The organism is Marinomonas posidonica (assembly GCF_043643765.1).
Classification (GTDB): domain Bacteria; phylum Pseudomonadota; class Gammaproteobacteria; order Pseudomonadales; family Marinomonadaceae; genus Marinomonas; species Marinomonas posidonica_A.
Genome location: NZ_JBHZSP010000016.1, coordinates 1 through 12,482, shown reverse-complemented (window position 1 = coordinate 12,482; position 12,482 = coordinate 1). Strand labels below are relative to the sequence as shown.

The 12,482-nt window shown below is 46.0% G+C and carries 12 protein-coding genes and 1 tRNA gene; 8 read left to right on the top strand and 5 right to left on the bottom strand.

What is annotated here, in order from left to right; all coding sequences use genetic code 11:
* The first annotated feature begins 44 nt into the window (after positions 1–44).
* Positions 45–932: an EamA family transporter gene (locus ACHUFM_RS16260; protein ID WP_394183521.1), complete on the top strand. Its 888-nt coding sequence runs from the start codon at positions 45–47 to the stop codon at positions 930–932.
* Between the two features lie 7 nt (positions 933–939).
* Complete coding sequence (locus ACHUFM_RS16255; protein ID WP_394183519.1) at positions 940–1,293, top strand: VOC family protein; 354 nt, start codon at positions 940–942, stop codon at positions 1,291–1,293.
* A 96-nt stretch (positions 1,294–1,389) separates the two neighbouring features.
* Here ACHUFM_RS16255 and ACHUFM_RS16250 read toward each other — a convergent pair whose 3' ends face one another.
* The 3 genes from ACHUFM_RS16250 to ACHUFM_RS16240 are packed head-to-tail and all read right to left on the bottom strand — an operon-like array spanning position 1,390 to position 5,295.
* Complete coding sequence (locus ACHUFM_RS16250; protein WP_394183518.1) at positions 1,390–2,421, bottom strand: asparaginase; 1,032 nt, start codon at positions 2,419–2,421, stop codon at positions 1,390–1,392.
* Positions 2,418–3,821: an aspartate ammonia-lyase gene (locus ACHUFM_RS16245; protein WP_394183517.1), complete on the bottom strand. Its 1,404-nt coding sequence runs from the start codon at positions 3,819–3,821 to the stop codon at positions 2,418–2,420. Before ACHUFM_RS16245 ends, ACHUFM_RS16250 begins: the two co-directional genes overlap by 4 nt.
* Positions 3,822–3,873: 52 nt before the next feature.
* Positions 3,874–5,295 carry an alanine/glycine:cation symporter family protein gene (locus ACHUFM_RS16240; RefSeq protein ID WP_394183515.1) on the bottom strand — a complete coding sequence of 474 codons (1,422 nt, stop codon included), beginning with the start codon at positions 5,293–5,295 and terminating at the stop codon, positions 3,874–3,876.
* Between the two features lie 249 nt (positions 5,296–5,544).
* On the opposite strand from ACHUFM_RS16240, the gene ACHUFM_RS16235 reads away from it, so the two are divergent.
* A complete protein-coding gene (locus ACHUFM_RS16235; protein ID WP_394183513.1) occupies positions 5,545–6,360 on the top strand; it encodes a helix-turn-helix domain-containing protein in 816 nt (271 codons plus the stop codon).
* Positions 6,361–6,387: 27 nt separating this feature from the next.
* Here ACHUFM_RS16235 and ACHUFM_RS16230 read toward each other — a convergent pair whose 3' ends face one another.
* Positions 6,388–6,567 carry a DUF2986 domain-containing protein gene (locus ACHUFM_RS16230; RefSeq protein WP_394183511.1) on the bottom strand — a complete coding sequence of 60 codons (180 nt, stop codon included), beginning with the start codon at positions 6,565–6,567 and terminating at the stop codon, positions 6,388–6,390.
* Positions 6,568–6,649: 82 nt separating this feature from the next.
* Positions 6,650–6,734, bottom strand: a tRNA-Leu gene (locus ACHUFM_RS16225).
* 158 nt (positions 6,735–6,892) lie between these two features.
* Between ACHUFM_RS16225 and queA the strand changes: the two genes are divergently transcribed.
* From queA to secF, 5 genes are all read left to right on the top strand, one after another.
* Positions 6,893–7,954, top strand: coding sequence for a tRNA preQ1(34) S-adenosylmethionine ribosyltransferase-isomerase QueA (gene queA / locus ACHUFM_RS16220; protein ID WP_394183509.1), 1,062 nt, complete (start codon positions 6,893–6,895; stop codon positions 7,952–7,954).
* A 32-nt stretch (positions 7,955–7,986) separates the two neighbouring features.
* Positions 7,987–9,105 carry a tRNA guanosine(34) transglycosylase Tgt gene (gene tgt / locus ACHUFM_RS16215; RefSeq protein WP_220151001.1) on the top strand — a complete coding sequence of 373 codons (1,119 nt, stop codon included), beginning with the start codon at positions 7,987–7,989 and terminating at the stop codon, positions 9,103–9,105.
* Positions 9,106–9,177: 72 nt separating this feature from the next.
* A complete protein-coding gene (yajC, locus tag ACHUFM_RS16210) occupies positions 9,178–9,504 on the top strand; it encodes a preprotein translocase subunit YajC (protein ID WP_013795942.1) in 327 nt (108 codons plus the stop codon).
* An 87-nt stretch (positions 9,505–9,591) separates the two neighbouring features.
* Positions 9,592–11,442 carry a protein translocase subunit SecD gene (gene secD / locus ACHUFM_RS16205; RefSeq protein WP_394183508.1) on the top strand — a complete coding sequence of 617 codons (1,851 nt, stop codon included), beginning with the start codon at positions 9,592–9,594 and terminating at the stop codon, positions 11,440–11,442.
* Between the two features lie 10 nt (positions 11,443–11,452).
* Positions 11,453–12,367, top strand: a complete 915-nt coding sequence (gene secF, locus ACHUFM_RS16200; protein ID WP_394183507.1) for a protein translocase subunit SecF — start codon at positions 11,453–11,455, stop codon at positions 12,365–12,367.
* The last annotated feature ends 115 nt before the right edge of the window (positions 12,368–12,482 follow it).

Genomic DNA, 12,482 nt, shown 5'->3' with positions numbered 1-12,482 from the left:
TCTAATGCTTCGTGTCTTTTTTCTACTCAATATCGAGCGTTATTATGTGGATTTTCATCACTCTTTTTGCGGCTTCATGCCAGTCTGCTAGAACTGCCTATCAAAATACCTTAGCTCGTGAAGCCGGATTTTTACATGCCACCATGGCGCGTTCTTTGTACGGTTTGCCTTTGGTGACGCTCTATTTATTAGTGGTTTGGTGGCTATTTGGAGGTGTATCTCTGAATGGCACAATGGCGTTTTGGTGGGCGGCTTCTGTTTGCGCCTTGGCACAAATATTTGCCACCTACTTTATGCTGCGAGCGTTTCAGTCTGGAAGTTATGCCATTGGCACACTGCTGGCGAAGACGGAGGCCGTATTGGCCGCATTGATTGGTTTGCCTTTGTTGCATTACACGCTCACCTTGGGGTCTTGGATGGGGATTGGGTTAGGTGTGCTGGGCGCTGTGGTGATGACGGTAAAGTGGCATAACCTTCGTCATGCCCATCGCGATGCTTCTTTGTTGTTTGGTTTGGCAAGCGGCCTGTGTTTCGCCATGACTTCTGTGATGGCGTCGATGGCAAGTCACTCCCTGTCTGGTTCGATCATTACTTCGGCTGGAGTGACCTTATGGTTTGTTTTGGTTATTCAATCTATCGTTTTATGTTCGCTGCAGATGGTTAAGATGCGAGATGTTAAAGCGCCTTTTAGGCGGGCGTTCCGCTTGAGTTGTCAGGTAGGTGTTCTAAGCTCATTAGGGTCAATTGGTTGGTTTACAGGCTTCGCTTTGGTGAATCCTGCCTTGGTCAAAACCCTCGGTCAAATCGAAATTCTGGGGACTTTGTACTATTCTAAAGTGCGTTTTTCCGAGACGCTTAGTAAGCAGCAGTGGCTCGGCGGCACAATGATAATGATTAGTGTGATTCTCGTCGTGGCATCAACCGTAAAGTGAGACCGTTATGCAATCAACAAAGATAAACTATGTGGAACTACCAGCGCGAGATCTTGAGCTCAATAAAGCCTTCTTTCGGCAAGCGTTTGGTTGGGATTTTGAAGACTATGGTCAAGAATACAGCGCGTTTAAACATGCTGGTCTAGACGGTGGTTTCTTTCAGGCCGACTTTTGTTCACGGCCGCAAACAGGGGCGGCATTGGTGGTTTTATACAGCGACGATCTTGAAAGTGCAGTGAGCCATGTTGAAGCCGCAGGGGGCACCATAGAGCAAGTGATTTTTGAATTCCCAGGCGGTCGTCGTTTTCACTTTTTGGATCCTTGTGGTAACGAATGGGCTGTGTGGGGACCGCTGGTTTAAGTTGCATTGTCTAAGTGAAATGATCAATAACCTAAGTTTTTAATGTTCATCGTGTCATACCGGATACCTTGACATGCTAGGGTATCCTTGAGTTGGTTATTGTGTGGTAAATTCATTGGCGTAGTTGATTGGCCATTTCGTCATCAGACTATGGTAGCTTTCGCCCTTGGCAATTAACCAATGTAGCTTACAAAAAGCGGCCTCTAAAGTCATGTCCTGCCCACTTAGTACATTCATGGATGACAGCATTGAGCCAGCAGCGTAAGTGCCTTGAGATACCCCGCCATGCAGACATTGGGTGAGATTGACGACGATTTTCTTTCGTAACATGGCCTCCGTCAAGAAAGATAGAAAAGCTGGGGTTTGGTCCGGCACGTTGCCAGCGCCATAGGTCATTAAAATAATGCCATGGCAATCTATGTCATCTAATAGGCTCTGATATACGCTGATCGGTTGACTTGGATGGAGTGTTACGACGGCAACAGCGCCAGATCGAAAGGTGGTTAGCTTGTCATCTAAGTTCGAGACCTCATGTTTACATGACCATTTGCTCATACGTTCAGGGTAGAGTTGAATATGAATTGCTAATTCACCGAGCAGGTCATCGTTTGGTGTGTGAAAAGCCTCAAACCGTCCGCTACTGATCTTTTGAATTCGGTTGCCACGCATGAGTTTGCCATTAAACACCAAACTGACGTCCGGGATCGATTGCAACACAGCCAGAGACAGAGCCGCCTGTAAATTGGCTGTAGCGTCTGATCGGTTCATTCCTAAGGGAATTTGTGATCCTGTTAGAATGACATTTTTAGGGCTGGCCCCGAGCATAAATGATAAGGCTGAAGCAGTATAGGCCATGGTGTCTGTGCCATGCAAGATGACAAAGCCGTCATAGTCTTGCCAATGAACATTGAGAATGGAAACAAGCTTAGTCCAATGAGCTGGGGTGATATTGGCGCTGTCGATGAGCGGCGAAATTTCCAGTACTTCAAACCTCGGTAGACTATTCAAGCTATCGCCTAAAGTACGTTCAATGCGATCTTGTAACCCCGATGCTGGAGCCAAGCCTTGCGCTGTTTGAGTCATGCCGATGGTGCCACCAGTATAGATTACTAAAACCTGCGCACTCATAAACTCACCTTGCTTGGGGATAGCATAGACTCTGGACTCAGTAATAGATTGACTTGTTCTTCCGTTAATAGCTGCTCCTCTACAATGAGTGCTTTGACTGTGTTGCCTGTGGTTAAGGCTTGACGAGCAATGCGCGAGGCATTGGAATAGCCAATGTGAGGGACAAGCGCAGTGATAATACCAATGCTATTTTCCACATGACCGGCACAAACAGCTTCGTTCGCGGTGATGCCACGGATGCAGCGGTTTTCTAGCATCTGACAAGCTTCTTTAAGCATTTTTAAAGAGTTTAGCAGGTTGTAAATAATCATAGGTTCCATGGCGTTAAGCTGTAATTGGCCTGCTTCAGCAGCCAGTGATACCGCTAAGTCGGAGGCAATGACCTGATACGCGGTTTGGTTCATTGCTTCAGGAATTACTGGGTTGACCTTGCCAGGCATAATAGACGAGCCCGGTTGCATCGGAGGCAAATTAATTTCTCCTAATCCGGTGCGAGGGCCACTAGAAAGTAGGCGTAAGTCATTGCTCATTTTGCTGAGTTTAATCGCGAGACGCTTCAAAATCCCGGAGAAGAACACAAATGCGCCCATGTCTGAAGTGGCTTCTACCAGATTGCTCGCAGGTACCATGGGTTTGGTCGAAATGGTGGCCAGCTTTTCAACCACCCGGGTTGCGTAACCTTCTGGCGTATTGATGCCGGTGCCAATGGCGGTACCGCCTAAGTTTACTTCGCACAGTAAGGCGCAGGCTTCGCTGATTCGGTCGATGTCTTCTCCTAGTGTCACAGCAAAAGCGTCAAACTCTTGCCCAAGTGTCATAGGCACCGCATCTTGCAACTGAGTTCGTCCCATTTTGACGATGTGAGCAAACGCTTTGCCTTTTTCTTCTAGCGCCGCTTTAAGCGACGCTAAGCTGGGAACGAAATTGTCCGCCGCAAATTGAATGCCCAAGCAAGCAGCAGTCGGGTAGGCGTCGTTGGTGGATTGTGAACGATTGACATCATCGTTAGGGTGTAAATGTTGGTAGTCACCTAATTTGTGGCCGAGTTTGGCTAGGGCTAAATTGGCAATGACTTCATTGGCATTCATGTTGGTTGAGGTGCCAGCGCCGCCTTGAATAACGTCAACAATAAAGGCGTCATGATGTTGTCCAAGAATCAGTTCTTGACAAGCCGCTACAATCGCATCGGCCTTTTCATCGGTTAATAAATTCATTTCCTGATTGGTGCGTGCCGCTGCGGCTTTGACCATTGCCAACGCTTTAATTAACTCTGGAAAGTGTGAAATGGGCACACCAGTAATGGCGAAGTTCTGTGCGGCCCGCTGTGTTTGAATGCCATACAGAGCATCCGAAGGAAGGTCCATTTGGCCAAGTAAGTCGTATTCAGAGCGCGTATTCATAAGGTTTCCTAGAACCTCACTCCCTAGGAGTGAGGCTACATATTAGCTTGAGTTAATGGTTGTCTTTGTTTGGCCAAGAAGTCGTGTCCAGATCTAAATCATCAAAACGTGCGGCCTCAAACGTCGGTGTTTCTTTGCCTGATTGGCGTTGGCCGTCGAAATCTTTCATGATGCGTTTTGCCACTTTAAACAGCAGTGCGAGGGCAACTAGGTTGGCTAAGGCCAGCAGTCCCATGGTGAGATCGGCGAAGGCAAAGACGGTACCCAGATCTAAAATAGCTCCAGTGCAGCATAGGCAAATAATGATTACGCGAAACGAGTTCATATAGAAACCGTGATTATCTGATTTGGTTAAGTAGCTGACGCTGTTTTCACCCAAATAGTAGTTGTACAACACCGTGCTGAAGCCAAATAGCAGCAAGGCAATACTGACAAACATGCGGCCATAGTCTCCCATGTGAGTAGCAAGGGAAGCCTGAGTTAACGCGACGCCCTGAACAGTGTCTGTGCTAGTAGGATCATAAGCGGTACCTAATAGGATGATTAGGGCAGTGCAAGTGCAAAGTACAATAGTGTCAATAAAGACAGAGAATGCCTGTACAATGCCTTGGTTTGCTGGGTGTGGAATGTAAGCAACGGCCGCCACGTTTGGTGCACTACCAAGGCCTGCTTCGTTGGAAAATAAGCCACGTTTAACACCCATTAAAATAGCGGCTCCGATACCGCCACCAATCGCGGGTTCAAGTCCGAAGGCACTTTTGATGATCAGCATTAATGTTTCTGGAATGAGGCTTAAGTTCATGGCGATGACAATTAAAGCAATCAACAAGTAGCCGCCCGCCATGATAGGAACCAGAACTTCGGCGACTTGCGCGATGCGTTTAACCCCGCCAAAGATGATGAGGCCAACGACGAAAGCCATTGCAATACCACTGTAATAGGGCTGAATGCCAAAGGCATCTTCAAGAGAAGTGGCGACAGAATAAGATTGCAACGTGGTAAAGGCAATGCCGAAGGTTGCCAATAATAAAACAGAGTAAATAATCGCAAGCCATTTCCATTTTTTACCCAGACCACGTTCAATGTAGTAAGCCGGACCGCCACGATAGGTGCCATCGTTTTCAGCCGTTTTATAGGTTTGTGCTAGCAAGCATTCAACGAAACTGGTGGCCATCCCCATCAGGCCAACAACCCACATCCAGAATATGGCGCCAGGCCCGCCTAGCGTGATAGCCACCGCCACGCCGGCAATGTTACCACCACCCACACGACCAGCAACCGATAGGATTAAAGCCTGAAAAGAGCTTAAATGTTTACCGTCAGCTTCATGATGTTTGGCGGTCAGGATTTTGAACATATTACCAAAATAGCGAAATTGCACAAAACGAGTGGCGACCGTAAACCAGATACCAATACCAATTAAAACGGCAATTAATACCTTGCTCCATAATAGGTCTGTAAGAAGGGATAGCATAGAAAACTCCTACTGTTTTTAGATTTATTATTGAGTGTCTCTTGGACGAAGATTCGCCGCTAATTGGAACCAAAATTGTCGTAAAAAGGGAGTTTGTAAGTCGTTGCTTGATGATGCTAGTTGATGCTTTGGTAGCGTCTACTAGCATCATTTTAAAGTGTGTTTCTAAAGGGTAATCGATTACACTGCTGAGAGTTGGGCTTGAGGGAGTACGGATGTGTCTGATGGTTTTGTTGGTGGGGAATGATCATGTCTGAAAATTTTGCAAAGAACTTGCGGCTTTTGTGTAGTTATTATAAGTCTGTTGCAGAGGTTTGTCGGCGTCTTAATATCAATCGTCCGCAATTCAATCGTTACCTGAATGCTACGACCATGCCGAACCAAAATACCTTACGACGTATTGGTGAATTTTTTGGGGTAGAAGCAGAGGAAATGATGCTGTCCCAATCAAAATTTGCGCTCTTAGTTCAGTCTCGTCCGATTCGTCAATCCACCATGCAGTCCAGTCTGACACCCGAACAAAAGCACATTAATCGGCTAAATGAATCAGGTCAGTCTGGCTTGTCAAAATACTGTGGTTATTATTATGAGTATTATATGTCCATGGCGTGCCCAGGTCAGGTATTGCGCACCTTGGTAGACATTCGTTCACAAGGTGATAAAACCTATTATCAGCGTACTGAGCGACTAAATCCAGATGGGGTGATTAAAGCGTTTCATGGCGTCTACACAGGTATGGTGCAACTACTATCAGATCGGTTATTTTTAATGGATTATGAACAAGAGACGCATGTAGAAGTGACACAGACAATTTTATACCCTTCCTTTCAAAATCGGGTGGTGCGCTTAACCGGGTTGCGTTTAGGGGTGTCTGGTAGTGGTGAAAGAGCGCCTTGTTGTGCTCGAGTGGTGTACGAATACCTTGGTAAGAGTATTCAAAAGAAGCAAGTCTTAAGTCGCTGCGGCTTGTTCGAGCTTGATTCAAGTGAAATGGAACAGAGCATTGTTAGTGCAATTCGCAACGATATGAAAGAAGGAGATTGGCATTTTAGAGCCAAGTTTTAATACAGGCGCCATTAACTGTTAAAAAGGCTATTGGTTGTCTTCTTGTGTTGTGTCGGGTTCGCTCGATGACATCGGATTAGCTTCTGCTTCCAGCTTTGCTCGCTCTGCTTTGGAAATGTATTTTGGCTTATTCTTCGGGTTGGCTTTCAGGTTAGCCTGCTTCGCCTTTTTGGTCAGAATGCTTTTGATTTTTTTACGACGATTCATGTCATTACCTGAAATAAGTGAATAATAATGTTGTTGAGTATAAACGAAAAAAGCCCTGATCATTCGATCAGGGCTTCTATGTTGGTACCAGTAGGCGGACTCGAACCGCCACGCCTTTCGGCAACGGATTTTGAATCCGTCGTGTCTACCAATTCCACCACACTGGCCTTGAAAAAGGTGAGGCGTATTCTAGGTTAATTTGAAAAGATGTCAACGATTGGTTGAATTTTTTTTTATCTTTTTAATATCTAGTGGGTTGGAAGTACCTTTTTATCTGGTTTTTCGCTAGAATATCGGGTCGTTTTTTCTAGGTAGCTTTCATTTCATGCTCGTTTCCGATTATCACTTTGATTTACCCGATTCTCTCATTGCGAATTACCCAACGCCGGACAGAACTGCAAGCCGTCTTTTGCATCTCGATGGGCCAAGTGGCGAGGTTGTTCATCGTCAATTTCCAGATGTTTTGGACTTGGTTCAAGCTGGCGATTTGATGGTATTTAATAATACCCGAGTCATTCCTGCCCGAGTGTTTGGCCAGAAAGAGTCAGGTGGTAAAGTTGAAATCTTAGTCGAGCGAGTGACTTCGAGTCACGAAGTATTGGCGCATGTTCGTGCCAGTAAGTCACCAAAAGAAGGCACTAAGATATTTTTGGGACAAGATAAGGGAGAGCAGATTGAAGCGACCATGTTAGGTCGCTCAGGTGCGTTATTCCATTTGGCATTTCAAGAGCCTGTTTTGGATATCTTGACCCGTGTTGGGCACATGCCGTTGCCGCCTTATATTGAACGTCCTGATGAAGACAGTGACCAAGAGCGTTATCAAACGGTGTATAACGAAAAACCGGGGGCGGTTGCCGCACCAACGGCTGGTTTGCACTTTGATGATGCTTTGTTGACTAAATTAAAAGACAAGGGCGTTGAGGTGGCTTTTGTTACCTTGCACGTCGGTGCGGGAACCTTTCAGCCAATGAAGGTGGATAATGTAGAAGACCACATTATGCACGCGGAGTATGTTGAGGTAGATGAGCAGGTTGTTCAGCAGGTGCAAGCAACGAAAGCACGAGGTGGTCGAGTGATTGCGGTTGGTACGACGAGCGTACGTAGTTTGGAGTCCGCCAGTCAATCGGGGCAGATTGCGCCAATGCAAGGCGATACCAGTATTTTTATTTACCCCGGTTACGAATTTAAAACCGTTGATGCTTTGGTAACCAATTTTCATTTGCCTGAATCAACCTTGATTATGTTGATCAGCGCCTTTGCTGGCTATCAGCAAGTCATGTCAGCTTATCGCGTGGCGGTGGAGCAGAAGTATCGATTTTTCAGTTATGGTGATGCCATGTTTATTACACGAAATGCGCAGGCGAAAGGCCCGCAAAGTGAGGAATAAGACGTATGTCTGAGAAACGTCCAGAATGTTTTATGGATTTTGAGCTGCATACCAGTTCAGGTAAAGCGCGTCGCGCGACTTTGACTTTTCCACGAGGTAAGGTGGAGACTCCTGCTTTTATGCCAGTCGGTACGTATGGCACAGTGAAGGGTATGTTAACCAAGGACATCGAGGAAATCGGTGCGGATATTATCTTGGGGAACACATTCCATCTTTGGTTGCGCCCAGGAACCGAGGTGGTAAAAGCGCATGGGGATCTGCATGACTTCACGCAATGGAAGAAACCTATTTTGACCGATTCGGGTGGTTTTCAGGTGTTTTCTTTAGGGGAAATGCGCAAAATCACGGAAGAGGGGGTGAGTTTTCGCTCACCCATTAATGGCTCTAAAGTCTTTTTAAGCCCTGAGATCTCCATGCAAGTTCAGCGCGATCTTGGTTCAGACATTGTGATGATTTTTGATGAATGTACGCCTTATCCTGCGACAGCGGATGTGGCGGCAAAATCGATGCGCATGAGTCTGCGTTGGGCGAAACGTTCTAAAGAGGAGCACGGTGACAGTCCGTCTGCTCTGTTTGGTATCATCCAAGGTAGCATGTACGAAAACTTGCGTGATGAGTCTCTAGAAGGCTTAGAAGAGATTGGTTTTGACGGTTATGCCATCGGCGGTTTGTCCGTGGGAGAGCCAAAAGAAGAAATGATCAAGGTGTTGGATTACATCACACCGAAAATGCCAGAAAACAAACCGCGTTATTTGATGGGCGTAGGCAAACCAGAAGACTTAGTGGAAGGGGTTCGTCGCGGTGTTGACATGTTCGACTGCGTGATGCCAACTCGTAATGCCCGTAACGGTCATTTGTTCACCTCTGAAGGTGTGGTGCGCATTCGTAACGCACAATATCGCCATGATATTGACCCACTTGATAAAGAATGTGACTGTTACACTTGTAAAAACTTTTCTCGGGCTTATCTACATCATTTGGATAAGTGTCAGGAAATGGTGGGTGCACAATTAAATACCATCCATAACCTTCGTTATTACCAAACACTCATGGCGGGATTGCGAAAGGCGCTCGATGAAGGTAGATTTGACGCCTTTGTTGATGAGTTTTATGCAAAGCGCGGCCTAGAAACGCCTGCTTTGAGTGAATAATAAACAAAATATGACAATTTTCTCTTTTCAGGGAATTGTAAGAGTTTCATAAACCATTGGAGAGCTAAAACCATGATCGCATTGATCTCACCAGCTTACGCTGAAGGTGGCGCACCAGCGGACGCAGGTATTTTTAACCTAGTCCTACTTGCTGGCTTTGTCGTTATTTTCTATTTCTTAATGTGGCGCCCTCAAGCAAAACGTGCGAAAGAGCATAAAAACTTGATTGCTGCACTAGAGAAAGGAACTGAAGTCGTAACTGGCGGTGGTGTCCTAGGTAAGGTAACAAAAGTAGACGATGCTTATGTCGCTTTAGAAGTATCGGAAGGTGTTGAAATGAAATTTCAAAAGTCTTCTGTTGCGGCTGTGTTGCCTAAAGGAACATTAAAGTCGATTTAATGTTGCTGGAAAAGCGCCCGAAGAGAGAATCTAAGGCGCTTTTCTTCTTTCTTGCTCACTCAAATTTTTAGGTGTAAAGGATTTTTCATGCTTAACAAGTACCCCTTGTGGAAGTATTTGCTAATTCTTCTTGTTTTGGCTTTGGGGCTACTCTATGCCTTCCCAAACCTTTATCCGGATGATCCAGCGTTACAACTCTCTACTCAAAAAGCGACTTCCGTGGTTGATCAGCAAGCTTTGCAAAAAGCAGAGCTGGCACTCAGTAAAGCAAATATAGAATTGAAAGAAGCAGAGCTAACCTCTGCTGGTGGTACCTTGCGTTTCAATAATGGCGAGGACCAATTGGCTGCTAAACCTGTCGTAGCAGCGGCCCTTGGGGAAGACTATGTGACGGCGTTGAACCTAGTGCCAACCACACCAGAATGGCTGGCTTCTTTAGGTGCAGGGCCAGCTAAGTTGGGCTTGGACTTACGTGGTGGAGTGCATTTCTTGCTAGAAGTGGATACACCTGCGGCGCTAAAACAGCGCTTAGAAGTAAGCAGCAGTGAAATGAAAGCCGCTCTGCGTAAAGACCGCGTGCGTTACCGTAGTGTTAACATTGCTGATGGTGTGATGTCGATTCGCTTCTTAAAGGAATCAGACTTAGCCTTGGCTGAAGATCTATTGAAAGGTGAGTTTGCTGAGTATCGCTACAGCACTCGCCAAGAAGACACAGATTACTTTTTGGATGTGAGTTTTACCGAAGCAGAAACCAAAGAAATCGAGTCTTATGCATTGCAGCAGAACTTAACAACCTTGCGTAATCGTGTGAATGAGCTTGGTGTGGCCGAACCTTTGGTTCAACGTCAGGGCAGCAATCGTATTGTGGTTGAGTTACCTGGTGTTCAAGATACCGCGGCAGCAAAACGTATTATTGGTGCAACAGCCAACCTAGAGTTCCATTTGGAAGCCGGTTTGGATGACCAAGGCGCGGATGTTGAAACCTTGTCTTTTCGTGATGGCAGTGGTCGTACAGCGCGTTTAGAGCGTGACATCATCATTACAGGTGATAGTGTAGCGGATGCAAGCTCGTCGTTCGATGAAAATGGCCAGCCTCAGGTGAATATCAGCCTTGATTCCAAGGGTGGTAAGCAGATGACTAAAGTGACTCGTTCTGCCGTGGGCCGTAATATGGCGGTGGTGTTTATCGAACACAAATCCCGTAGTCGTTTTGTTGAGAAAGACGGCAAAATGGAAGAAGTGCGTCGCAGTTACAGTGAGAAAGGCATTATCTCTTTGGCGACTATTCAAACTACCTTGGGGAACTCTTTCCGTATTACGGGATTAGACAGTCCTCGTGAGTCTTCTGAATTGGCTTTGTTGTTACGTGCCGGTGCTCTAGCCGCGCCAATTTACTTTGTTGAAGAGCGTACCATTGGGCCAAGCCTAGGGGCAGAGAACATTCAGTTGGGTGTCACTTCTGCGCAGATTGGTCTATTGGTCGTGATGCTGTTCATGTTGGTGTATTACAAGGTATTTGGTATTTTTGCCAATGTCTCCTTGGCGCTGAATATTGTATTGCTAATGGCGTGTATGTCTTTGTTGTCGGCCACGTTAACCTTGCCTGGTATTGCCGGTATTGTGTTGACAATGGGGATGGCGGTGGATGCTAATGTGTTGATTTTTTCCCGGATAAAGGAAGAGTTAGCGAATGGTGTACCCAGTCAGCAAGCGATTCATTCCGGCTTTAATCGTGCATTCACGACAATTTTTGATGCCAATATTACCACTTTGTTGGTGGCAGTGATCTTGTTTGCTGTCGGGACTGGCCCTGTAAAAGGGTTTGCAGTAACCCTATCGCTGGGTATTTTAACCTCTATGTTTACGGCCATTGTGGTGACGCGTGCACAAGTCAATCTTGTTTACGGTGGTCGTAAAAATAAGAAACTGTTTATTTAAGGAGAGAGCCATGAAAGTGACAACTATTCCGTTTATGGCGATGCGTAAGGTTGTAGCGTGTTTTTCTGTTGCCCTTATTCTCATCTCCTTAGGGTCGTTGGCCGTAAAAGGTCTACAGTTTGGTCTAGATTTTACCGGTGGTACTTTGGTTGAGGTGGCTTACGATCAAGCGCCTCAGTTGGATGATGTGCGTCAGTTACTGGCCGACAATGGTTATGACGACATAGTCGTGCAAAACTTTGGCTCACCGACGGATGTTGTGGTGCGTATGGCCAATGCTTATACACCAACCTTGGGTGACGAAGTGTTAGCAAGCTTGCAAAATCACGGTGAAGTATCGGTGACTTTGCAGCGTTCAGAGTTTGTTGGTGCGCAAGTGGGAGAAGAGTTGCGTGAGCAAGGCGGCTTAGGAATGTTGTTGGCGCTATTGATCGTGATGCTCTATGTCGCAGTGCGATTCCAATTTAAATTCTCTTTAGCGTCTGTTGCGGCTTTGGCGCACGATGTCATTATCACACTCGGTTTCTTTTCGCTTTTCGATGTGGAATTTGATTTGACGGTGTTGGCGGCCTTACTGGCGGTGGTGGGTTATTCCTTGAATGATACCATTGTTGTGTGTGACCGTATTCGTGAAAACTTCCGTATTATGCGAGAAACGGAACCTTATGATTTGATTAATGAATCCATCAATCAAACATTGGGCCGTACTTTGATCACCTCTTTAACGACTTTGTTTGTGTTGGTGGTTTTATTCTTGTTTGGTGGTGAGGCTATTCATAATTTCTCTATGGCTTTGCTTGTGGGGATTGTGATTGGTACTTATTCGTCTATCTTTGTGGCGGCAAACTTATTGCTGGCATTGAATGTCACAAGAGAAGATTTGGTGCCAACGCCAAAAGAAGAGTTGGAAGACGAGTTGCCTTAGTGGTTGTGCTTCATTCTTAACTAAAAAAGCCTGCGATTTGAACTGACCCCCAATAGTTGGACATTCCAATTACTGGGGGTCTTTTTATGTCCAAATATCACAGAGAATTTAAACT